Origin of the sequence: Shewanella sp. M16 (assembly GCF_018224605.1) — a bacterium.
GTDB classification, from domain to species: Bacteria; Pseudomonadota; Gammaproteobacteria; order Enterobacterales; family Shewanellaceae; genus Shewanella; species Shewanella oncorhynchi.
This window is the reverse complement of the sequence record NZ_JAGTUL010000032.1, coordinates 26,307-49,835: the sequence shown is the minus strand read 5'-3', so window position 1 is coordinate 49,835 and position 23,529 is coordinate 26,307. Positions and strand designations below refer to the sequence as shown.

At 42.2% G+C, this 23,529-nt stretch carries 20 protein-coding genes; 5 read left to right on the top strand and 15 right to left on the bottom strand.

All coding sequences use genetic code 11. The features are described from left to right. Positions 1 to 147 precede the first annotated feature (147 nt). Positions 148 to 642: a GspH/FimT family pseudopilin gene (locus KFE26_RS18360; protein WP_212601293.1), complete on the top strand. Its 495-nt coding sequence runs from the start codon at positions 148 to 150 to the stop codon at positions 640 to 642. Between the two features lie 91 nt (positions 643 to 733). Here KFE26_RS18360 and KFE26_RS18355 read toward each other — a convergent pair whose 3' ends face one another. From KFE26_RS18355 to murJ, 12 genes are all read right to left on the bottom strand, one after another. After that, on the bottom strand, positions 734 to 1,039 hold the full coding sequence (locus KFE26_RS18355; protein ID WP_113941310.1) for a TapY2 family type IVa secretion system protein: 306 nt from the start codon (positions 1,037 to 1,039) through the stop codon (positions 734 to 736). Beyond that, complete coding sequence (locus KFE26_RS18350; protein WP_028760915.1) at positions 1,036 to 1,428, bottom strand: type IV pilin protein; 393 nt, start codon at positions 1,426 to 1,428, stop codon at positions 1,036 to 1,038. The genes KFE26_RS18355 and KFE26_RS18350 overlap by 4 nt, the downstream gene beginning before the upstream one ends. Before the next feature lie 11 nt (positions 1,429 to 1,439). Then, positions 1,440 to 4,946, bottom strand: a complete 3,507-nt coding sequence (locus KFE26_RS18345; RefSeq protein ID WP_212601292.1) for a pilus assembly protein — start codon at positions 4,944 to 4,946, stop codon at positions 1,440 to 1,442. A gap of 2 nt (positions 4,947 to 4,948) precedes the next feature. Continuing rightward, positions 4,949 to 5,410: a PilX N-terminal domain-containing pilus assembly protein gene (locus tag KFE26_RS18340; protein ID WP_212601291.1), complete on the bottom strand. Its 462-nt coding sequence runs from the start codon at positions 5,408 to 5,410 to the stop codon at positions 4,949 to 4,951. Positions 5,411 to 5,422: 12 nt separating this feature from the next. Beyond that, positions 5,423 to 6,391: a PilW family protein gene (locus KFE26_RS18335; RefSeq protein WP_212601290.1), complete on the bottom strand. Its 969-nt coding sequence runs from the start codon at positions 6,389 to 6,391 to the stop codon at positions 5,423 to 5,425. Positions 6,392 to 6,402: 11 nt separating this feature from the next. Then, positions 6,403 to 6,990, bottom strand: coding sequence for a type IV pilus modification protein PilV (gene pilV / locus KFE26_RS18330; protein WP_212601294.1), 588 nt, complete (start codon positions 6,988 to 6,990; stop codon positions 6,403 to 6,405). A 183-nt stretch (positions 6,991 to 7,173) separates the two neighbouring features. After that, the gene (gene ispH / locus KFE26_RS18325) at positions 7,174 to 8,130 is read right to left on the bottom strand and encodes a 4-hydroxy-3-methylbut-2-enyl diphosphate reductase (RefSeq protein ID WP_212601289.1); all 957 of its coding nucleotides are present in this window, start codon (positions 8,128 to 8,130) and stop codon (positions 7,174 to 7,176) included. A gap of 1 nt (position 8,131) precedes the next feature. Beyond that, entirely contained in the window at positions 8,132 to 8,554 is a 423-nt protein-coding gene (gene fkpB, locus KFE26_RS18320; RefSeq protein ID WP_212601288.1) for an FKBP-type peptidyl-prolyl cis-trans isomerase, read from the bottom strand. Beyond that, entirely contained in the window at positions 8,551 to 9,066 is a 516-nt protein-coding gene (gene lspA / locus KFE26_RS18315; protein WP_028760922.1) for a signal peptidase II, read from the bottom strand. Before lspA ends, fkpB begins: the two co-directional genes overlap by 4 nt. Before the next feature lie 9 nt (positions 9,067 to 9,075). Further along, positions 9,076 to 11,898, bottom strand: coding sequence for an isoleucine--tRNA ligase (ileS, locus tag KFE26_RS18310; protein ID WP_212601287.1), 2,823 nt, complete (start codon positions 11,896 to 11,898; stop codon positions 9,076 to 9,078). A 32-nt stretch (positions 11,899 to 11,930) separates the two neighbouring features. Beyond that, complete coding sequence (ribF, locus tag KFE26_RS18305) at positions 11,931 to 12,866, bottom strand: bifunctional riboflavin kinase/FAD synthetase (protein WP_105249940.1); 936 nt, start codon at positions 12,864 to 12,866, stop codon at positions 11,931 to 11,933. A gap of 65 nt (positions 12,867 to 12,931) precedes the next feature. Continuing rightward, positions 12,932 to 14,491: a murein biosynthesis integral membrane protein MurJ gene (gene murJ, locus KFE26_RS18300; RefSeq protein ID WP_105249941.1), complete on the bottom strand. Its 1,560-nt coding sequence runs from the start codon at positions 14,489 to 14,491 to the stop codon at positions 12,932 to 12,934. A gap of 252 nt (positions 14,492 to 14,743) precedes the next feature. Between murJ and rpsT the strand changes: the two genes are divergently transcribed. Beyond that, positions 14,744 to 15,010 carry a 30S ribosomal protein S20 gene (gene rpsT, locus KFE26_RS18295; protein ID WP_011790375.1) on the top strand — a complete coding sequence of 89 codons (267 nt, stop codon included), beginning with the start codon at positions 14,744 to 14,746 and terminating at the stop codon, positions 15,008 to 15,010. Between the two features lie 63 nt (positions 15,011 to 15,073). Here the strand turns inward: rpsT and KFE26_RS18290 are convergent, their stop codons facing one another. Then, a complete protein-coding gene (locus tag KFE26_RS18290) occupies positions 15,074 to 15,370 on the bottom strand; it encodes an ArsR/SmtB family transcription factor (protein ID WP_006084975.1) in 297 nt (98 codons plus the stop codon). Between the two features lie 136 nt (positions 15,371 to 15,506). Here KFE26_RS18290 and KFE26_RS18285 point away from each other — a divergent pair, with 136 nt between their 5' ends. Then, a complete protein-coding gene (locus tag KFE26_RS18285; RefSeq protein ID WP_212601286.1) occupies positions 15,507 to 16,910 on the top strand; it encodes a M28 family metallopeptidase in 1,404 nt (467 codons plus the stop codon). Between the two features lie 65 nt (positions 16,911 to 16,975). Here the strand turns inward: KFE26_RS18285 and yaaA are convergent, their stop codons facing one another. Continuing rightward, positions 16,976 to 17,749, bottom strand: coding sequence for a peroxide stress protein YaaA (gene yaaA, locus KFE26_RS18280; RefSeq protein WP_212601285.1), 774 nt, complete (start codon positions 17,747 to 17,749; stop codon positions 16,976 to 16,978). A 129-nt stretch (positions 17,750 to 17,878) separates the two neighbouring features. After that, the gene (locus KFE26_RS18275; protein WP_113941318.1) at positions 17,879 to 19,321 is read right to left on the bottom strand and encodes an alanine/glycine:cation symporter family protein; all 1,443 of its coding nucleotides are present in this window, start codon (positions 19,319 to 19,321) and stop codon (positions 17,879 to 17,881) included. Positions 19,322 to 19,749: 428 nt separating this feature from the next. Between KFE26_RS18275 and KFE26_RS18270 the strand changes: the two genes are divergently transcribed. Next, positions 19,750 to 22,116, top strand: a complete 2,367-nt coding sequence (locus tag KFE26_RS18270; protein WP_105249944.1) for a phosphoketolase family protein — start codon at positions 19,750 to 19,752, stop codon at positions 22,114 to 22,116. Between the two features lie 238 nt (positions 22,117 to 22,354). Then, the gene (locus tag KFE26_RS18265) at positions 22,355 to 23,461 is read left to right on the top strand and encodes an OmpA family protein (protein WP_212601284.1); all 1,107 of its coding nucleotides are present in this window, start codon (positions 22,355 to 22,357) and stop codon (positions 23,459 to 23,461) included. The last annotated feature ends 68 nt before the right edge of the window (positions 23,462 to 23,529 follow it).

Below are 23,529 nucleotides of genomic sequence, written 5' to 3'. Positions count from 1 at the left end.
GTGGGCACGGAGATGTGTATAAGAGTCAGATTTAATTATATGAAAGCAAGAAAATCAATTTATTGGGTATATTGAAAATATAGAATAGATACTGACCATTAGAGTCTCCTCGCATATACTTAGCTAAGTTTTAACGAGGATAGCTACATGTTAATTATTTCAAGAGGATTTACCTTAGTCGAACTGATGGTCACAATTGCCGTAGCAGCAATCCTACTAGCCATAGGGGTTCCATCACTTACGTCGCTATACGAAGGGACACGCAGCGCTAATGAAATACGAAAAATTAGTGATGTGTTTGCTTTTGCAAGAAACCAAGCTGTCAACTATAGCGCAACAGTAACAGTCTGCCCATACGCGGCATCACCATGCGGCACAGACTGGAATAAGGGGTTCAGTGTATATATTGACAATGGAGGTGCCAAGAATGTATTGAAAGTGATCGATAGTTTCAATACACACGATGTAATTTCCCTATCAGGGCCCGCCGATAAAAAAATTGATTTTACACCCGATGGTTTAGTCTCAGTTGAAACATCAATTATCTATTGTTCAAATGGGCAAAGTGACAATTCTAAAAGTATCAACATTAGCACTTCAGGTTTAATAAAAGAGGGCGCAGATGGGAAAAGCTGCACATAAACTATGGGAGACTAAATCTACCGTTCACTACCCTAAAATAATATTATCCTTAAATCGTTCGTTGTTAACATTTAAAAATACATGCTGATGTTTATCTAGGTGTTAACTTATCCAAAACTTGCGCCTTAGTATTAGTAAATTCAGCGTTTAATGCGACACACTCCTCAACACTATAGATGTAATATTTCGATCCATCATTTGATTGGCGAGTAGTACCAACAAGGCTAGCCATTCTCACATTCATTTCACTACTCTTCCAATGATAGAAGGCAATCTCAGCACTTTTCTTTGATGTAATGTAGCATTTGAAGTCTTGTTCGCTGACTGTTGCTCCAGAGTCAGCCCAAACTAAGCTTGGTAAGAAAGCCACCGTTATAAAGAGGTTTATTAATTTCATTTCCAACACTCCGCACTCGGACCTTTTGCCCCAGTATCTGATATTGTTAAAGAAGAGCACGAGGCATCACGGCTAGCCTGAACCCCTTGAGCAACTGCCTTAATCGTAAAGCTTGATTCACCACTTGATGATACAGAGTAATGTTTATGCTCAGTGATATAAGGGTTTGCCCCTACAAGTTTTGTTAAATCAGTAGCATATTTTTTATTATCGAGATAATACTGTTCCTGCAAGTTTGCTATACGCATCAAAGCAGCTAACCCTTCTGATCTTGCACTCTGAGCAATGTATTGCGTATAAGAAGGGTATGCAATCGATGCCAAAATACCAATGATCACGACGGCGATCATCACCTCTATCAGGGTAAAACCTTTAAGTTGAACCTTCATAAATTAATAACTCATTCATTTATATGATAATAAATTTTATTAACACCTAACCCAGAAGCAACGTTGATTGTACCTGTATAATCCCCATTTTCATTTTTCTCACCTTTACCAACTCCAATAATATAGATATAGGGATCTTTACCGGATTCAGGTGCAGGAATAACAATCTGCGGTGTATCCGGTACACGTTCACCCAGTTCATAATATAATTGAGAAAAGGATCTCGTTCCTTTGTGCAAATCGAACGGATATAACTTGCCAGAACCAGACACTAAACACACGTTATCGGCAACCGAGTCAGCAGGGGGAGAATAAGAAGTGAAATAAACTTTGCCTTGGACAATCAAGGCAGCTGTTAAACTCTTTTCACCTAGACCACTAAAATCATAGAACCAGCCGAGTTTTTTACCGAAACTTATGTTGTCGGCTTCAGACGCAGGTGCAGTAGAAGTCACATCATAGAGATCATTGATTGTGATCGCCTCGGGAACATCACCGCCAGTAAAACTCTTAGTCACCACATTACGATCTTGCAATGTAAAAAACATATCATTGATATCAGTAGATGATGGGTGGGGTCGCGTTCCACTTCCAATCACCACCGCATCATAGGGAACATTTTGATAAGTTTTAGTCGTAGTAGTACCACTCTCTGTTGTCACCTTAACTTCGGATAAATTAGTAAACATCGTTTGTGCTACAACAGGTTCTGCATAAAAACGGCGATTATTACTATCAGTACCACCTAAAGAAGCAAATTTAAATGCACTCCAACTCGACTTACTTGCACTTGGAAGATCAATACGCCAGACATTTGCACCGACATCGGAGGCATAAATCCTATCTGTATACCCATCATTATTACTATCAAGTACGGCGACTGAGTTTGGAATGCTATCCTGAATTCCCGAAAGTGCTGTTGCACCCGATGCAGAGCCACCAAATGAATGAATCAAAGTTCCCTTCTCTGCATCGACAATATAAACCGCACGACCTACCGGAGAAGATGAAGGAGTTGCATCAAAACTAACATCGTAGCCACCACCAAAAATAAGTACAGGCTTTTCATAACCAACGATTTTCGTCACTATAGGCTCAGACCATGTTTGTCCAAGATCAGAAAAACCATCCGTTGATGGATTAATAGTCCACATTAGAGAAGGGCTATCAGGGTTTGTCACATTGAGGGCATAATAAGACGAGCCACCTCGACGCATCCCCATATAAACCCATGCTTTAATCACTTTACCCTCAGCATCAGTTTCTGTGTAAGCAACTGGAGATGAATCCATTCCGTATACTGTGTGTACACCTGAAGGATCATTACTTCTCAGTTCTGTTAAATTAGGCAATAACTCATAGGGAATAAAGCCCCAAGTCTCTGATACAGATTCGCCCGCATCTTTAAACATATGCACAACACCTTGATTAGTGCCAAGCATGATACGAATATCAGTCGCGCTTTTTGTGCCGAAATTGAGTGCAAGTGGCTTAGAATGAAGAGGATCACCCATAACATCATTACGTTTATCTGTCGTACTACCATCTTTATTATCGTCGTCGACATCTATCCCATTAAGCCAATTTAACGTATTAGCAAGCTCATCTACGCTAGTTCTCATATAGCTAGCTAGCGCAGCATCACCGCCTGCTGCAGTTTGTGCATTAGCAAGTGTTAAAGGCGTTAAACTGGAAGACCCATTTAAGTTGCTTACAATATTCCTAACTTCTTGCTTTCTGATTTGTGCCGCGACTCCGCCGACTTCAACTTTATTTCCATCCTTTTGCGCAACACAATCCGACCATATAGTACAGGCACCATCTTTAATATTGCCGTTATCTGCTATAGCTGCATTCCCTTTACTATCAACCAATGTTCCATCTGCGGTTACTTTTAATTTTTTTAAATTACCGCTCCAACGAGGTCCTTTGCCTGGGAGAAACATAGCGTAATAAGCGGCATCAAATGTCTGAGTCCTATCAAAATTATTACTAGCAATACTTGGAGATGTAAAACTTGAATCAATATTCAAAATATTTGATAACGCATCATTAAGTGCATTCTGTAGTTCAAGACTGTTTTGAGCAGCAAAATATAAACCACCACCTCTTTTAGCCGTCTCAGCAAGTAAAGGTGCGGCATCTTCTGCACCTTTACTAAAACCAATAGTATAAGTACGAACATTCTGCATTTGTTCAGTATTTGAACTGTCCAACTTGTTAATTAAGTCGTTATTAAACATATAACTAGCTAATGCGGGCAAATAGCTTGCTGTATCTAGATTTTTAGAAAATGAAGAGTAATCTCCTTCTTTACTTCCTGTGGCAGTTAAACTAATAACGTCATTATTCGCATTTTTATCAACTGTTGGAGAGCCATCAGTGACATAGATAACATAAGCAATATCCGTACATACTTTAAATGGACTTGCGTAGTTACCACTCTTCTCCACTAAGCTGTCATACGGTGGTTTATTTCCAACATAAGAGCCATAATCTGTATCACTATGACCATATTTAACGCCCTTACCGGCAAAATAACGGTAAGCTTCATACATAGTCTCACATAGTGGTGTATTTGTTTTTGCCAGCAAATTATCAATAGTAGTTAATAAACTCGCACGCGTACTATCCGTCATCTGAGTAATGCCAGATACAATTCGACCACCGTCTCGATTACCTTCATTTGGATAATTATAATTAAATACAGCAAGTCCAAAATCCACTGTTGGAGTTGAACTAATAATATTAGAAATCGCTTTCTTCGCAATTTCTAGTCTTGAAACTTTTACCGTTGGTAATTTTCCCGCTTTAGATAATCCGTACCATCTTAGGTAATTATCAGTGTACAAGGTAATAGGTTGTCCAACACCAAAGTCAGTATTATTGGCTGCGGCTAAAGCATTGGTCCAAGTTGTTCCTGGTAGTGAGGAAGTAAAATATGGATATGCTTTCTTTTTACTACCTGACCCAGTTGTTACCCCGTTAGCAGGAAATCCATTAGGATATGATGATGAATTACTCGGATTTATTTGAGAAATATCTTCCCAACAATCAATTACTTTTATTGCAGTACCATTTGTTTCAGGTAGTTCTTTCCAAACGCCAGTAGTACCACTTGATGTGAACTCTCTTATATACCCAGTAAAACGACCAAACTCTGCTAATGCAGCTTTGCTTTGACTACATCCATTTAAACTAGCTTTAAAATTACGCTTATCAGAGCTAGTATCAGGGGTGGGTAATCCCCCACCGCCAACAGCATAATAAATAAGAGTATCACTATACCCAGAACCACTTACGGCTGGGTAGTCATAGTTAGGGTCATAATCTACAACCTGAGTAATTTCTTCAGTTGACATACTTCCTGAGTTATCAAATATAACGAGCACTTTAGGTCTTGCGCCCGTTCGAGTTGTTGATTCTTTTACATATAACTCAGTATCGTCACCAAAGGAGAAAGCCGACACAAAAGTCAGCGCAAGTAGTATAGAACAAGCCAGCTTTTTAATAATCATATCTAACTCCCAGTTAAAACTTCTTGCTCCACACCTGCGACAACAGTTAGTTGGCCCAGTTTATCTCTACCAAATTCTGCTGTACTACTAATCTCAACACGCCGACAGCTAATTAAATTACCACTATTTGGCCTTGTACTTCGCTGGCATCCAACATCTTTTGCACTAATGACAACATTACCTACAGCATCAACTTCATAAGGAATTGGCGTTAACGTTTGGTTAGAACCAAATTCAACCACAGATGAAATCTCAGATAGTTTGGCTAAGCTAGCACCTTTATTGGCTTCGATTGCCGCCTCTAAGCCACCATCAGCAACAGACTTAGCCTCTATACGTTCTGATCCTGCTCCAGACATACGCATAGATTGGGTCGAATTAACAGCCAAAGCGACACCAATAATAGTCATAAGCAACAATATGATAAGTGCAAAAAATAATACAATTCCTTTTTGCTTTTTCATCTTACCAACCTTCTAATTTCTAATTAACACTGGATTAGCAAGCACCATAGTCGTCGAAACTATCTTGCGTCGATAATGATCATTCAAATTTTTAATTTCCTTATCGCCCAGAGTATAAGTAGTTTCATTGGTGTAACTTTTATCTTCATCAATAGCGCGAACCAACAAGAAAACCCTTAAGGCAACAAGTCTTTGAAATAATTCGTTGTCCCACATTAATGTGGTTACATTTTCTGCTGGCATAAAACTATCGGCGGTATCATCTCCATTACTATCAAAACCATAAAGAATACGCATATTCTCAATGCCTTCAACTAACTGCTCTTCGTTATTCATGCCATTATTCTTGGTTAATGTTTTTCGGCGTAGAACAGGTATAGAACCATCATTTTTAATAAAATAAATATGATGCTGATATTCCCAAAAACGAGCATTTTCGAGTACTGGATTGGGAGGATTACCGCCTTTAAACATCACAGCTTCACTCGAAGTTGCAGCCATATAAAAACGCTCGCCATTGGGATTAGTCACTGGTGGGCCAACTAATCTTTTAATTTGAATGACATCCGTATTCTGATTCACACCTGATAAGCAACTTAATGTATCCCCACTCTCGCCCTCTTCATATCCCCATAGACGCCTAAAGTGTGCAGGTTCAGCATTAGGTAAAGTACCGTTATTTACGCCTGCACCAATACAATCATTTGCAACACCATCCCTCAAGGTCATATTGGTTCCAAGTACAAAATCAGTTCCCGTTATGTCACCCATAAAACCCAATTGGCTGATATCTCTTTCCATTAGTGACAAAGCAATTCGTCCATTTTCTTGCAATTGGTTAAACTGGCTCGTTGTGATCACATTGGAAGAAGACATACTAAACATGCCAAAAAGCCCAAGAGTGAGAAATAAGCCAATGACCATAGAGACCATTAGCTCAACCAGCGACATCCCTTTCTCACAGTTTTTTAAATTATCCATACATAGTTAACCTAAATAATCATTGTCGAAAGAATAAAAAGCCGCCTACGCGTACCAATATCTTCTCCACATTCACTCCCAGAATAACTTGTACCCGCGCCCTCTCGGATCCCTCTCCACGCAATTGCGACCGTTACAGTTGAACCATCTACATTAATGCAAGCTGTTGGAGAGTCTAACCCACCAACATTCTGGCTATCCATAACTTCGGCTGCCCCCATAAAACTCTGTTCCCACTGGTAAAGATCCCAAGCTTCAGTCTCTTCTGGAGTACATATACTCACTGCGCCAACAGCAACGTCACAAACATTACCGGGTTTACCCAGAGAGCCTGTATACTCACCATCGTAATTGACCAGTTGTGTTCTATTAAGCTTCATCCGGTTGATAATATCGTTTGCATAATAGGAGGCTTGAGTTTGCTGAAAGGATTCAAAGCTGCCACGCTTTGCAACAATATGCAGATTAAAAATACCAATTAAGCCAATGACTAAGATCACTAACGCAACAAGCACTTCAATTAATGAGAAGCCCCGTTGAAATCCCCTTTGTGTCAACCTTTCGATTTTAGCCATATTTTTGACAAGCTTTTCAGCTATTTACCTTTTAAAATCTTAGTATTACGATAAAAATCACCAACAGTTAATAATAGATGAGTAAAATGTAAGTAGCCAGTAACATTAGCACATAAGCATTGACATCATTATGCTTTGAATGAATTTGAGACAATAAAAAAGAGGCTTATAGCCTCTTTTTTATTGTCGATTAAACAGTACACAGATTTAACGTAATTCGGCTGGCACAGCAAAAACAGTGTCTTCTTTACGCCCTTCAACTTCAGTCACAACACTAGGGGCAAGTTTAGCGATTGCTTGAACCACTTGTTGGACTAAGACCTCGGGGGCTGAAGCTCCTGCGGTGACGGCTACACGTGTAACATTATCAAACCAACTAGACTCAACATCATCTGCAGTATCCACCAGATAAGACAGGGTTCCTGTTTTCAATGCTAGCTCGCGTAAACGATTAGAGTTAGAGCTGTTTTTTGAGCCAACAACAATCAACAAATCAACGTCTGCAGATAAATTGCGTACCGCATCTTGACGATTCTGCGTTGCATAACAAATATCGTCTTTTCGCGGACCTTCTATAGAGGGAAACCTTTTTTGTAACGCAACAATAATGTCCAAAGTATCATCTACAGACAAAGTAGTTTGTGTCACGAAGCAGAGATTATTAGGATCGCGAACTTCCAAGGCTTCAACATCTGCAGGCGATTCAATCAGATAAACGCCACCATTAGGATTATCGTATTGCCCCATAGTACCCTCGACTTCAGGGTGCCCTTCATGGCCAATCAGGATGCACTCAATACCTTTGCGGCTGGCACGTGTCACCTGAAGATGTACTTTAGTCACTAAAGGACACGTTGCATCAAAGACTCTCAGCCCTCTCGCCTTTGCTTCTTGTCTCACCGCTTGAGATACACCATGGGCACTGAAAATAACAATGTTGTTATCAGGCACTTGATCTAACTCTTCGACAAAAACCGCACCGCGATCCTTCAGATTCTGCACGACATAGCGGTTATGCACGACTTCATGGCGAACATAGATAGGAGGCGAAAATAATTCCAACGCCCGTTCAACAATACTGATAGCACGATCAACACCCGCACAAAAACCGCGCGGGTTAGCGAGCATAATATTTAAACTTGGGCTAGTAGGATCGAGTTTCATCTTAAAATACCTTTACTACGTCCAGTTCAAAAGTGATCTTGTGTCCTGCCAGAGGATGATTAAGATCGACTGTGATGGAATCACCCGCAACATCACGGACTATACCTGGGATCTCACTACCACCAGGGCCGGCAAAACTCACAATCACGCCAGCCTCTAAATTCATGTCAGCCGGAAAACGGCTTCGATCTAGATAATGGATAGCATCAGGATTGGATTCGCCAAAGGCATCAATCGCTTCAAGCGTGAAACTGTGCTTATCACCTTCAGCAAGCGTCACCAGCTGCGCCTCAAATGCAGGACTTAAAGTACCATCACCCACATTTAATCGAGCCGGTTTACCCGAGGCTTTAGTGCTATCGGCAGTTGAGCCATCAGCAAGCACAATGTTCATGTGGCATAATAATGAACGTGTCACAGTCACTTTTTAACCCCTTCAGCGCTATCAGCTTCAGACTTATCGCTTACAAATGCATCCCAAATAATCAGCACTGCACCGACACAAATAGCAGCGTCGGCAATATTGAATGCTGGATAATGGCTCTTATTCCAGAAGAAATCGATAAAATCAACCACGAAACCATGCATCAATCGATCGACTAAATTACCTAAAGCACCACCAATCACTAAGGTGTAAGCTAGATTCAGTTTCCACAAAGAAGACGATTGCTTACGCAACCACACAGTCAATAACGTACTGAATCCAATCGCAACAATCGTAAACAGCCAGCGCTGCCAACCTCCAGCTTCACTTAAAAAACTAAAAGCTGCACCATAGTTACGTACATAAGTGAAATTAAAGAAGGGCAATAATTTCACTGATTCATACAAATCAAAATTGGCTAAGACCCATTGCTTAGATAGCTGATCGGCTAAAAACACCAATACAGCTACCCAATACCAACGTAAGCCACTGTCTTTCCAAGTTAATGGCATACAGATCCTTTACGCAAACTGACGAACTTCGCCGTCACCTTCAATATTGGTTACGCAGCGAGTACAAAGTGTTGGGTGAGCCTCAATAGTGCCAACCTCTTCTCTGTGGTGCCAACAACGCTCACACTTCTCGGCAGTGCTTGAAGCAACCACTAATTTCAGTGATGCCAACTCAGTCTCAACCGCTTCCAATGTAGCATCAGCTAAAGGCAATACTTTGGCTTCAGAGGTCAACAACACAAATCTCAGCTCGTCACCGATATGGGTTAATTGCTCAGTCAAAGTAGCATCCGCAAACAAGGTCACTTCAGCTTCTAATGAGCCACCGATACGTTTGTCACGACGCGCTTGTTCAATCACTTTGTTGACTTCATTACGCACGGTTAGTAACTGCTGCCAATAGTCATCGCTCAAATCAGTCGCTAAGGTGACTGATTTCAAACCTTGATACCATTCTTGGGTAAAGACATAAGCATCACGCTTGCCAGGCAGTAATTGCCATACTTCGTCAGCAGTGAAGCTTAAAATTGGCGCAATCCAACGCACCATGGCCTCAGAGATCAGATACAGCGCCGATTGACAACTACGGCGCGCATGGCCTTCTTGCTTAGCCGTATATTGGCGGTCTTTAATGATATCCAAATAGAAACTGCCTAACTCAACCGAGCAAAACTGCATCAGTTTTTGAGTCACTATATGGAAGTTATATTGATCATAGGCTTCGATGATTTCCTGTTGCAGCGCAGCGGCACGGCGAACAACCCAACGATCTAACGCCACCATATCTTCAACGGCTACTAAATCCTTAGCGGGCTCGAAACCGTTTAAGTTGGCTAATAAGAAACGCGCAGTGTTGCGAATACGACGATAGGCATCGGCACTGCGATTTAAGATTTCGTCTGAAACCGTCATCTCACCGCTGTAATCTGTTGCCGCAACCCATAAACGCAGAATGTCGGCGCCTAATTTGTTGGTTACCGTTTGTGGTGCAATCACGTTACCAATAGATTTTGACATCTTACGGCCTTTACCATCGACGGTAAAACCGTGGGTAAGTACTTGCTTATACGGTGCTTTGCCATTCATTGCGGTTGAAATCATCAAAGATGACATAAACCAACCGCGATGTTGATCGCTACCTTCAAGATACAAGTCAACCCCGTGTCCGTGGAATTCAGGACGTGCGGCTACCACTGATGAGAAGGTTGAACCAGAGTCATACCAAACGTCCAAAGTATCAGTGACTTTACGGTATTGTTCCGCTTCATCACCCAGCAATTCTGCGGCATCAAGATCCCACCAAGCTTGAATACCCTGCTGTTCGATACGATTCGCCACGCGTTCCATTAACGACACGCTATCAGGGTGCAACTCTTCGGTTTCTCGGTTCACAAACAGCGTGATAGGCACACCCCAAGTACGTTGGCGTGAGATACACCAGTCAGGGCGGTTTTCAACCATTTTTTCGATACGACTTTGGCCCCAATCAGGGATCCATTGGGTTTGTTCAATTTCTTTCAATGCTTGCGTACGTAGGCCGTGGTTATCCATAGAGATGAACCACTGCGGTGTCGCGCGGAATATAATTGGTGTTTTGTGGCGCCAGCAATGTGGGTAGCTGTGACGGTAAGCCACGTGATTCAGCAAGGCACCTTTTTCTCTCAGTAAAGCTACGACGTTATCGTTAGCTTTAAAAACATGTTGCCCAGCAAAATACTCAGTATCAGGCTTGTATACACCGTTGTCGCCAACAGGGTTTGCGACTTCTAAGCCGTACTTTTGCCCAACAACAAAGTCGTCTTGACCGTGACCAGGGGCAGTATGAACGATACCAGTACCCGCATCAGTAGTAACATGATCGCCTAAAATTGCAGGCACATCAAAATCCAAGAACGGGTGATTAAAGCGGACAAGCTCAAGCGCAGCGCCTTTGGTTGTACCAAGCACTGTATGGCTTTCGATGTTATAGCGAGTCAGGCAAGATTCAACCAAGACTTCAGCTAAAATAAGCGCTTGCGTCACACCGTCTTTTTCGAATTCGACTAAGCTGTAATCCAGTTCAGGACTCAAAGACAAGGCGCGGTTCGCTGGTAGCGTCCATGGCGTGGTCGTCCAAATTACCATAGAGACAGGATGTGAGTAATCGCTTACCCCAAACTTAACCGCAACAGCTTTGCTATCGGCAGCCACAAACGCCACATCGATAGCAGGTGATGTTTTGTCTTCGTATTCCACTTCAGCTTCAGCTAAGGCAGAACCGCAATCAGTACACCAATGCACTGGTTTGACGCCTTTATGCAAGTGACCACTCTCAATCACTTTCGATAAAGAACGAACGATATTAGCTTCCGTTGAAAAATCCATCGTTAAGTACGGATTTTGCCAATCACCCAGCACACCTAAACGGATAAAGTCTTCACGTTGACCGTTAACTTGCTCTGCAGCGTATTTACGGCATTCTTCACGGAATTCTGCCGCAGAGATTTTTTGACCTGGCTTACCCACTTTTTGCTCAACTTTCAGCTCAATAGGCAAACCATGACAATCCCAACCTGGTACATAAGGTGCGTCAAAACCAGACATGGTTTTTGACTTAACAATAATGTCCTTGAGGATTTTATTAACTGAGTGACCAATATGAATACTGCCATTCGCATACGGTGGGCCGTCATGCAAAATGAAGGGAGTACGGCCAATTCGGCTATCACGGATCTGTTGATACAAACCGTCTTTTGTCCAGCGCTCTAACATCTCTGGCTCGCGATTTGCCAAATTACCACGCATCGGAAACCCTGTTTCCGGCAAATTCAAAGTAAATTTATAGTCGCTCATTGATCCTATACCGTTAATTAAACTGATAAATTTTAGCCTGCATCATTACCAAATAAAGCTCTGGCTTCATTTGCATCATTTAAAATCTGTTTTTTTAGCGCATCCAATGAGTCAAAAGGTTGCTCATCTCGGAGTTTAGCCACCAACTCGACTTCAACATGTTTGCCGTAAATGTCACCTTCAAAATCAAAAAGATGCACCTCAAGCTGACACACTTGACCGTTCACTGTCGGGCGAAACCCAATATTGGCTACGCCCTCATAAATATCGCTGTTATCCCAATAACATTTAACCGCAAACACACCGCGTACCGGCACAACATTGCGCTTTAAGGCGATATTCGCGGTGGGAAAACCAATTGTGCGGCCAATTTTTTGCCCATGCGCTACACGACCACTCAAGGTAAAAGGGTGTCCTAATAGGCGTCTCGCCTGTTCAAGATTGCCCTTCGCCAATTGTTCACGCACAGCAGTCGAGCTCACTCTTTGCGAGCCCAGCATAAAACTTTGAGTGCTGACCACAGTAAAGCCATATTGGATACCCGCCTGCACTAGCATCTCAAAATTGCCTTTACGGCCTTGGCCAAAACAAAAATCATCACCGACGACGAGGTATTTGACACCCAGTTTGCGGACCAACAATTCTTCAATAAAATGCTCAGCAGGTTGATTAGCAAAAGTGCGATTAAAGTTAACACACACTAACCGCTCAACCCCGAGTTCATCGAGTAAAATGACTTTATCACGTAATAAACTTAAACGAGCCGGCGCGTTGTCGCCGCTAAACAATTCTTGCGGCTGAGGTTCAAACGTCATTAATGTCGATGGCAGCGATAACTGCTTCGCCTTCTGCACTAAATTCGCAATCACTTGTGCATGACCACGATGGACGCCGTCAAAATTACCTATAGTCAATACACACCCGTGGTGGGATGACAAAATGTTATGTATACCGCGGATTAATTCCATAACGTTAGACAACTGCCAAGCGCAAATCGGCTGATTATATAACAGCTAGCGATGAGAATCAGCAATCAAGCTCCTCGTTTAATTGACCAAGGACGAATTCCGAGCAAAAGCAGACACAATAAATAACTGACTGCCCCAACTAAAATTAAGCCTATCAAGGCTTTCGCACGATCGAACAAATGCCAATCTAACCAAATTTGTTGTGAAGGCAAAAAGTAATACAAGACTACCACCATCAAGGCTGTAGAGACCACGGCTTTAGCAAAAAACACCATAGTCGGCCTAGAAACACGATAAACGCCAGCTAAATGCAAGCCTCGGTATAGTAATGTGGCGTTAAGCAATGCTGACATCGAAGTCGCAATCGCCAGTCCAACATACCCAAAAGGAATAGCAAACAGCAAGTTAAAGCCCATGTTTGTGATCATGGCAATAATGCCATAACGCACAGGTGTTTTGGTATCTTGACGAGAGTAATAGCCAGGAGCAAGCACCTTAATCAACATAAAGCTAAGCAAACCACTGCCATAAGCCATCAAACTATAGGAAGCCATTTCAACATCATGCAATGAAAAAGCGCCGCGCATAAATAATACCATCAGCATGGGCTTTGCGAGCACGATCAACCCCATCATAGCCGGTAGACCTAGCAGTAGAATCGCTTTAATCCCCCAATCCATCGTCTTGCCAAAGCCTGCACCTTCGTCATTCACATGGTTTCGTGACAACGCAGGTAAAATCACAGTAGCAATCGCGATCCCAAACAATCCTAAGGGGAATTCGAGTAAACGGTCGGCATAATAGAGCCAACTTATTGAACCCGTCATCAAAAAACTGGCGATAAATGTATCAAATAGCAGGTTAATCTGTGAGACAGACACGCCAAATAATGCTGGGATCATCAAAGTTCTGATTTTCACCACGCCCGGGTGATGCCAGCCCCAAGAAGGCTTGACGAGCGCATTTTCACGCAATAAAAAGGGAATTTGAAATAGGAACTGAATCAAACCACCACAAAAAACGCCCCAAGCCAAGGTAATCTCAGGCTGGGTCGATGTAGGCGCATAGAAAATAGCCGCCGCAATAATTGCCACATTGAGAAATACGGGGGTAAAAGCCGATACCGCAAAACGGCCTCGGGTATTTAAAATTGAGCCCGCTAATGCCGTAAATGTGATAAACCACAGATAAGGAAAAGTAATTTTAAGCACAACGGTAGCGAGTTCAAATTTAGCACCATCTGGCTCGTTGTTAAGCCAAGCGATGAACCAACCACCACCGAATAAAGCTGACAACACAGGTGATGCAACCACCCCCAAAAGGGTCACTATTGTCACTAGTAAACCTAATGTGCCCGCAACTTTACTCAATAAATCACGAGTCTCTTCTGCGGTATGTTTCTCTTGGTACTCAGTTAAAACAGGTACAAACGCCTGTGCAAAAGCCCCTTCAGCAAACAAACGGCGTAAAAAATTAGGAATTTTATTTGCAAAGAAAAACACATCAGCACTTGTCCCTGCGCCCATCAAATTAGCAACAACCACATCCCTAACTAGACCTAAAACTCGGGATATCAATGTCATAGCACTAACAATCAGGCCAGATTTTAATAATTTTCTACTCAAACGTCCCCCAGACCCATATCGAATTGATTAGGTGATACATCTCAAAAAATCGATTCAGGCTCTGTCACACTGCGGTAATAGCTGCTAGAATTGCGCCACATATTACACGAGTTGGGTCGAAGATAGCCAAGGCAGGTTGGATTAATTTATCTTTATGATGAATATTCAATCATAGTCATTGACAAAGTGACTAAATGCAGGCATATTCCTCGGCCTTTAAAAGTATCAAATCCAGTTTTTAGGAGTTGCACCTTGGCTAATAGCAAGTCTGCAAAGAAGCGCGCGCTTCAATCTGAAAAGCGTCGTCAGCATAACGCCAGCCGTCGCTCAATGTTACGTACATACGTTAAAAAAGTAATCGCTGCAATTAAAGCAGGCGATCACAAAACAGCAACAGAAGCTTTTGCTGTTGCACAACCAATCGTTGACCGTATGGCGACTAAAGGTCTTATTCACAAGAATAAAGCCGCTCGTCAAAAGGCACGTTTGAACGCTAAGATCAAAGCAATCGCTGCTTAATCTATAAAATAGCAAATGAAAAAAACCGGCAATTGCCGGTTTTTTTATATCTGAAAAACACTATTAATGACAATAAATGTTGTTCAATAAGTGAATCATCTCCCGTACTTCATCACTTTTGAGTGAATAAAATACCGTTTGCGCTTCTTTGCGTGTGGTTACTAAATTATCTTTGCGTAACCAAGCAAGGTGTTGTGATAGTGCCGATTGACTTAAGCCTAATTTTTTATTCATTTCGCCAACGCACATTTCTCCTTCATTCAATAAATAACAAAGAATAAATAAACGGCGTTCGTTCGCGAGTGCCTTTAATAGCACTACGGCATGATCGGCTCGCTCCTGCATTAATTCAATATTCATTACGCACTTTCTCTCCTAAAACTAACCCCTGCGCTAATATAGCGTCGCCTTACGGATATAGTCGGGACATAAAGCACACTTTTTGCTAGATTGTTTTTAAAAATGGGACATGCTTAATAAAAATAAAGGAAATCTAATGAAGCCCTATCAAACTACACTTCTCTCGAGTCTTTTAATCGGGAGTTTAAGTGCGTGCCAAACTCAAGTAGAAACTGCTCCTAGTGAAGTCATTCAATTACAACAGGCAGCATTATCTTCGCAATTAAGCTATGACTTAGTCGAATCACTCACGGTTGAAGTGGGTCCAAGACTTGCAGGTAGTCCAAAGGATATCCTCGCCGTTAACTGGGCGATAAATAAACTGACCAGCCTTGGTTTTGACCGTGTTTATAAAGAAGCCGTACAAGTGCCAATTTGGGAGCGCGGTGAAGCCAAAGCCAAAATCACCGTCCCTGTAGAACAGCCGTTGGTCATTACTGCGCTTGGTGGCAGTATTGCGACTCCTGCTGGAGGTATACAAGCTAAAATCGCGCGCTTTGATAGCCTAGAGGCATTACAACAAGCCAAGCCTGAAGAGGTGCAAGGTAAGATTGTTTTTATTGACCAAAAAACAGAGCGCCATATCACTGGTGAAGGTTATGGTAAAAGCGTTGGTGGCCGCTCGAAAGGGGCAGTCGCTGCAGCACAAAAAGGGGCTGTTGCTATTGTGATACGCTCTATTGGCACAGATCATGACCGCATGGCCCATACTGGCATCATGCGCTACCAAGATGGCGTTCCTAAGATCCCCGCGGCTGCCATGTCAAATCCCGATGCTGATTTGGTTGGTGCATTACTAAAACGCGATCCTAATGCCCTGCTCGAATTGCATATGTCGCCAAAAAACTTAGGTTTTAATACTTCTTACAATGTCATTGCCGAAGTAACGGGCAGTAGTAAGCCCAATGAAATAGTGCTCATTGGTGCTCATTTAGATTCCTGGGATGAAGGTACTGGCGCGATTGATGATGGCGCTGGAGTCGCCATTGTGACGGCTGCAGCCAAGCACATTCAAGATCTCCCCATAAAACCCGCTCGCACTGTTAGAGTCGTGCTATATGCCGCTGAAGAAGTTGGGCTCGTTGGTGGTAAAGCGTATACAGAGGCTCATAAAGCGGAATTACCGCTGCACTACATAGCTGCAGAGTCTGATTTTGGGGCCGGTAGAATTTATCAAATCGATACTAAGGTGAATGAGAACATATTCACAGAAGTACAGCAAGCGCTCAGCCCTATGTCATTCAATGGCGTTGCACTGGGCAATAACCAAGCTTCTGGCGGGCCAGACGTGTCTATGCTCCCCGCCTTAGGTGTTCCAGTTGCATCTTTGAGGCAAGATGGCCACGATTATTTCGATTACCATCACACACCGAATGATACCTTAGATAAAATCGCCCCTGCCGCATTGGCTCAAAACGTCGCCGCCTACGCACAATTTGCTTATATCATGGCAAATTCAACGGTGACATTAACGCCTTTAGTCACTCAATCTGAAAAATAGGCCATCAATGATATAGAGAACAGCATTAACTGTTCTCTATCAATTAACATCTTATCGATATTTCACTATTGCTCTTCACGTAAAAATGTTGGATTTATTGGGGAACTCTGCTCTTCACTATAATAATAACCAGCAACATTAAATGCTTTTAATTCATCTAAAGTGTTAATTTGATGCGTAATGAGATATCTCGCCATCATGCCTCTAGCACGCTTAGCAAAAAAACTGATCACTTTATATTGACCATTTTTACAATCTTTAAATATGGGTGAAATTAATTGCCCTTGAAGTTTTTTAGGCTTTATTGCTTTGAAATATTCATTAGATGCAAGATTGACAATTATATCACTATTCGTTTCAGCAAGCGTTTCATTTACCGCTTGAGTTAACGTCTCTCCCCAAAACTCATATAGGTTTTTACCTTTAGGATTAGAAAGTGCCGTGCCCATTTCTAAACGATAAGGCATAATTAAATCCAGCGGTCTGAGCAAACCGTAAAGTCCAGATAAAATACGTAGTTGTGACTGAGTTCGAGCAATTTCATCTTCAGACAATGTATCAGCATCAAAGCCAGTATACACATCGCCTCTAAAAGCAAAAATGGCCTGTTTTGCATTATCTAAACTAAAATCAGGCTGCCACTCCCCAAAACGTGCCGCATTTAAACCCGCAATCTTATCGCTCACCTTCATTAAAGTGGCGATGTCTGTAGGGGTCAATTGCCGACACACTTGGATCAACTCCTGACTATAAGTTAAAAAATCAGGTTGTGAATACACCTGCGTCAGTGGCGGCAGTTCAAAATCTAAGGTCTTCGCCGGCGAAACCAATATCAACATCAAAAACTCCCAACAGAAACAAAAATACATGCCTATGATACTGAACGAGCATAAAAAAACCACGCTTTAACAGCGTGGTCTTTTCGATTACAACAATCAGTAATGGCTATTGTCGATGCGCTAGGCTAATTAAAGCTTTTTAGCCGGCACAAGACTGGTATCTTGCCAAATATCATCATCAAGCTGATCCATCAACTCAGGAAATTTACTACGATCGAATTCTGGAGTCTTACCCGCGTTGATCTGTTCACGATAATCATTGATAACGCGAATTGCCAGACCCGATAATAGTAATAGAGCAACAATGTTTACCGTCGCCATCAACCCCATCGAAACGTCAGCCAAGTTCCACACTAAACTTATCTTAGCGACGGCACCAAACATGACCATGCCAAGCACACACAAACGGAATAAGGGCAGTGCTTTGGTACTATTTCCCATTAAGTACATCACATTTGTTTCAGCGTATGAGTAATTGGCTATGATGGATGTAAAGCAGAATAAGAAAATAGCCACCGCAATAAATGCGCCACCCCAGTCGCCAACATGTGCAGACATGGCATTAATGGTTAATCGAATCCCATCATCACTCGAGCCAATATCCCCTGATAGCAGGATTATCGCAGCCGTTGCAGTACAGATAACGATAGTATCCGCAAACACGCCCATCATCTGCACAAAACCTTGGGATGCTGGATGATTAGGGTTAGGCGATGCACTTGCCGCGACATTCGCCGCACTGCCCATGCCCGCTTCGTTCGAGAAAAGTCCGCGAGCAATACCCGCTTGCATTGCCTGCGCGACAGTATAAGCCACGCCGCCAGCGGCAGCCTCTTGCCAACCAAAAGCACTTTTCACAATTAAGCTAATAATCGCAGGTAATTGTTCGAGGTTGAAAATAACGATAATGAAGGCTACAAGAATGTAGGCTAAGGCCATAATGGGGACAAGAAATTCAGATACTCGCGCGACTTTACGTAGACCACCGACAATCACAAATCCACTGGCAATCACTAGCCCAATCCCTACATAGGTTGGATTAAAACCAAATACTCGCTCCATAGCACCGGTAATAGTGTTAGCTTGTACTGCATTGAATACTAAACCAAAAGCAATGATCAAAAAGACAGCAAATAAAATGCCCATCCATTTCTGACCCAATCCTTTTTCCATGTAGTAGGAAGGACCACCGCGGAACTGGCCATTATGATCTCGGACTTTATAAACCTGCGCTAAGGTTGATTCAACCATAGCAGTCGCCATACCTAAAATAGCGATAAGCCACATCCAAAATACTGCACCTGGACCCGCTGCACCAATAGCAACAGCAACACCGGCCATATTACCAGCACCGACACGGGCTGCCATACTCGTACAAAAGACTTGAAATGAAGAAAGACCGCTATCACAACCTTGCCGACTCATGGTCATAACTTTGATGGAATGTTTAAAGTGGGTTAACTGAATAAAGGCAAGTCTAATGGTGAAATAGAGACCAGCTCCTACTAGTCCATATACTAACAACTTACCCCAAAGTAGCGCATTCAAAAAATTAACTATGGTTTCTAACATATTATTTTACTTCTTCCCGTAGCAAATGCTCCTCTAATTGCAATTAAAGGTACAACATCTGTGGTGAATGAATCCTTCCAAGTTAAAGGTAAGAATTTCGGTAGATTTATTTTTTCAAATTATCCTTCCGTGAATTTACAACATCACGGCTACCGAATTCAACGCAGCAAAATAGCACAGTATTCGAAATTGCTCATGTGATCAAGCTCGCGTTTGCACAGTTAAACGTCATTGATATCACGTCTTACAACACTAGCTAAGCTACTGTTAAAGCTAGATTAACAAAAGGTCTAAGTTGCGCTATTATTTTTAACAGCAAAAACAACTTTTAAAATTTGGATGTAGGGCACATTTTTGTAATAAAACTACAAATATAGTAACCCCATAGAAACTTCAATCATCTCTTGTTTGTTTTAGTGAGGCTTAACATGACACAAATACATGAAATCAATGCTCTGAAAAAGTATGTCAGAGCGACAAACTTTCTTGCGACCTCGCAAATTTACCTCAAACAAAACGTCTTACATAAACGTCCACTTGCCCATACTGATATCAAGCCACGTTTACTTGGCCATTGGGGTACCTGCCCAGGTATTAACTTTGTCTATGCCAACATTAACCGCTTGATAGTGAAGCATAACCGCTCTTTTATCTATTTAGTCGGTCCAGGCCATGGTTTTCCTGCTGTACAAGCAAACTTATTCATTGAAGGCTCTTTAAGTCATTTCTACCCAGAAACTATTCCCTACAATGAAACTGGCATCGAAGATATTTGTAAGAAGTTTTCTGCCGCTTATGGTTATCCTTCACATGCAAACCCTGAAGCACCTGGACAAATTCTTGAAGGTGGCGAATTAGGCTACTCACTCTCAGTAGGCTGGGGGGCAGTATTAGATAATCCAGATCTGATCGCAACCGTCTTAATTGGTGACGGCGAAGCAGAAACGGGACCATTAGCCGCATCTTGGTATGCAAACCGCTTAGTTTCACCTGCGACCAGCGGTGCAGTATTGCCAATTGTGCATATTAACGGCTATAAGATTTCCGGTCCTACCCGCATGGGACGTATGAGCCATGAAGAACTGGATCTTGAATTCCGTGGTCTTGGCTATTTCCCCATCATAGTTGATAACGAATTAGAAGAAGATATCTATGTGCAGATGACAAATGCCATGGATACCGCTTATACCATGATCAATGACATTCAACGTCGAGCACGCAGTGGCGAAGATGTAGTTAAACCAAAATGGCCAGTCATTTTAATGCGTACAGCCAAAGGTTGGACTGGTGTCAGTGAATATAAAGGTAAGAAATTAGAAGGTAACTGCGAATCGCATCAAGTAATCGTCAATAAATGTGCCACTGATAAGGGTCATTTAGATGCGCTGGATAATTGGCTTGCCAGTTACGACTTCCAAGAACTCTACCAAATGAATGAAAAAGGCGAACTGATTTTTGATGCCGACATTTGTTCATTAATCCCACCTAAACAACTTGCCTGTGGCCGTCAACATTTAACCTATGGCGGAGAAGTTGTTAGAGCATTAACCAATCCAGATCTTGAAAAACTCAGCTATGGCCCAGAAGTACCACGTGGTCAACGTGGCTATTCAATGCTAAAAATGGGCGAATGGATGCGCGATGCATTCAAGTTAAACCGCGACCAACGTAATCTACGTATTTTTAGCCCTGACGAAACCTATTCAAATCAACTACAAGCTGTATTTGAAGAAACCGATCGTGCATGGCAGTGGCCAATTGAGAGTTGGGATGAAGATATGTCCCGTGAAGGTCGAGTCATTGAACTGCTTTCTGAAAACTTACTTTTTGGCATGCTACATGGTTACACAGTAACAGGCCGCCACGGCATGCTACCCACCTACGAAGCATTCTCACAAGTTATCTCATCGATGGCCGATCAGTACTGTAAATATGTCTACGCCAGCCAAGGTGTGCATTTCCGTAAGCCACTGCCAGCCTGTAATGTCGTATTATCTTCATTACTTGAGCGCCAAGATCATAATGGCTATTCACATCAAAACCCATCTTTCCTTGGGGCTATGCTGGAGAAACATCCAAAAATAATCTCGGCTTACTTACCCGCAGATGCCAACAGCACATTGGTTTATACAGAGCGAGCCTTCGCTGACCGTGACAAACTCAATATTCTGGTTGCAGGTAAAAAAGAGTTACCACAATGGCTAAGCTTGGAAGAAGCGCGTAAACAAACAAAAGACGGCGTAATGGTGTGGGATTTTGCCTCAGATGAGAATCCCGATATTGTGCTGGCAGGTTGTGGTGATTATGTCACTCAAGAATGTATGGCTTCTCTAGTATTAATCAGAGAACTCCTTCCAAGAGTGAAAATCCGCTTCGTTAGTGTCACTGAATTAAGCAGTGATGGCTTAGGTAGCCGTAAATTTAAAGAAAAACCTTGGTTAATGGACGAAATATTTACTCAAGATAAAGGCGTGGTATTCAACTACCATGGTTACCCAAATACAATCAAAAAGTTAATTTTTGATTACAAAGGCAGCCGTCGCTTCAGAATTAAAGGCTACGAAGAAGAAGGTTCAACAACAACGCCATTTGATATGGGTGTTCGTAACGGTACATCTCGCTATCACCTTGTAATTGATATGGCTTACAAGCTGTTCCAACAGGGCGTTATTGATGAAACTATGCACGTCTCTATTACCACTGATATGCTGCAAAGATTAGTTGACCACCGCAACTATATTAAAGCGAATGGTGTAGACCCCGTAGAAATCGAAAATTGGGTATGGACACGCTAACAGAAACATCTAATTAACATTAGATTGTAATTTAAAGGCATTCTTCGGAGTGCCTTTTTTGCATTAAAAATACCAGTTACAGAATGACAACCTTTAAAAGGTTGATCTTAATACTGGAAAAAGTTAACAAACCAAGTGATAATTAACCGCTGGCTAAAATATCAAAGGATCCCCACACTAAGTGCTAGCAATGTTTTGCACAAAACCAGCAAAGCATATTGGTGGAGAATCATAATCAATGGACGTAAATAAAATGATGAAGAACACATTAAAAGTAGTATTACTGACATCTCTGCTTCCACTCGCAGCCAGCGCATCTCAGGAACTTACACCTTGGTATGTTGGTGCCGGTTTAGGCGTTAATAACTACGAGCACGTTGCCACTCAGAACGGTGAAGACAGTCCATACGCTTGGGATGTTTTCGCAGGCTATATGTTCAACGATTACTTCGGTGCTGAAATCGGCTTCCGTGATTTAGGTAATGCAGATTGGATCGATGGTACTATCAGTAATGATGCAGGCGTTAAAGGTTCTACACTTGGACTAGTTGGTATTTGGCCACTAGCTAACCGCTGGAGCCTATCGGCTGAAGCCGGTGTTATGTACTATAGCCTTGAAAACAGCCAAAACAATGGCACTCCAAGTTCATACAGTACGAATGACTTTGCTCCATACATGGGTGCTGGTGTTGGTTACAACTTCACTGACAACTTAAAATTACAAGCTAAATATCGTCGTTATGAAAACTTAAACGATGATTACAATATTGTTGAAGCAGATAGCAACTATTGGGGCTTAGAATTAAGCTACCGCTTCGGTTCTGCTGCTGTTGTAGCTCCAGTTGCCGCTGCAGTCGTTGCCGCAGCACCTGTTGATTCTGACAACGATGGCGTTTATGACGACAAAGATCAATGTCCAGCAACACCAGCAACTCACAAAGTTGACTCTGTTGGCTGTACTATCTATGAAAACGTGAAGAACAAAGAAGACGTAGGTTCAATCCAGTTTGCTAACGATTCTGCTGTAGTTAAAAATGTTTACTACAAAGACATCGAAAGATTAGCTAACTATTTGAACAAAAACCCAGCTTTCACTGTTGAAATCGCAGGTCACGCCTCAAATGTAGGTAAACCAGAATACAACATGGAATTGTCTGACAAACGTGCTGACGCCGTTGCCAAGATTCTTATAGAGAAATATGGTATCAGCGGAAGCCGCGTAACTTCTAACGGTTACGGTGTTACTCAGCCATTGGTTGCTGGTGATTCAAAAGAAGCTCACGCTGCGAACCGTCGCATCGAAGCTATCGTGACTACCACAACAAAACAACCTGTTCTGAAGTAATAGTACTTACTGAAGTAAAAAAGTCGCTGCTTGCAGCGACTTTTTGTTTTTGTGGGGTATACACTAGG

Coding starts and splice junctions, on each gene's coding strand:
- KFE26_RS18345 (WP_212601292.1), bottom strand. CDS start 4,946: ATGATTATTAAAAAGCTGGCTTGTTCTATACTACTTGCGCTGACTTTT.
- lspA (WP_028760922.1), bottom strand. CDS start 9,066: ATGCCATTAACTTGGAAAGACAGTGGCTTACGTTGGTATTGGGTAGCT.
- ispH (WP_212601289.1), bottom strand. CDS start 8,130: ATGAAACTCGATCCTACTAGCCCAAGTTTAAATATTATGCTCGCTAAC.
- KFE26_RS18285 (WP_212601286.1), top strand. CDS start 15,507: ATGAAGCCCTATCAAACTACACTTCTCTCGAGTCTTTTAATCGGGAGT.
- KFE26_RS18335 (WP_212601290.1), bottom strand. CDS start 6,391: ATGGATAATTTAAAAAACTGTGAGAAAGGGATGTCGCTGGTTGAGCTA.
- ileS (WP_212601287.1), bottom strand. CDS start 11,898: ATGAGCGACTATAAATTTACTTTGAATTTGCCGGAAACAGGGTTTCCG.
- KFE26_RS18270 (WP_105249944.1), top strand. CDS start 19,750: ATGACACAAATACATGAAATCAATGCTCTGAAAAAGTATGTCAGAGCG.
- KFE26_RS18275 (WP_113941318.1), bottom strand. CDS start 19,321: ATGTTAGAAACCATAGTTAATTTTTTGAATGCGCTACTTTGGGGTAAG.
- yaaA (WP_212601285.1), bottom strand. CDS start 17,749: ATGTTGATATTGGTTTCGCCGGCGAAGACCTTAGATTTTGAACTGCCG.
- KFE26_RS18265 (WP_212601284.1), top strand. CDS start 22,355: ATGGACGTAAATAAAATGATGAAGAACACATTAAAAGTAGTATTACTG.
- KFE26_RS18350 (WP_028760915.1), bottom strand. CDS start 1,428: ATGAAGGTTCAACTTAAAGGTTTTACCCTGATAGAGGTGATGATCGCC.
- KFE26_RS18355 (WP_113941310.1), bottom strand. CDS start 1,039: ATGAAATTAATAAACCTCTTTATAACGGTGGCTTTCTTACCAAGCTTA.
- KFE26_RS18360 (WP_212601293.1), top strand. CDS start 148: ATGTTAATTATTTCAAGAGGATTTACCTTAGTCGAACTGATGGTCACA.
- ribF (WP_105249940.1), bottom strand. CDS start 12,866: ATGGAATTAATCCGCGGTATACATAACATTTTGTCATCCCACCACGGG.
- KFE26_RS18290 (WP_006084975.1), bottom strand. CDS start 15,370: ATGAATATTGAATTAATGCAGGAGCGAGCCGATCATGCCGTAGTGCTA.
- KFE26_RS18340 (WP_212601291.1), bottom strand. CDS start 5,410: ATGAAAAAGCAAAAAGGAATTGTATTATTTTTTGCACTTATCATATTG.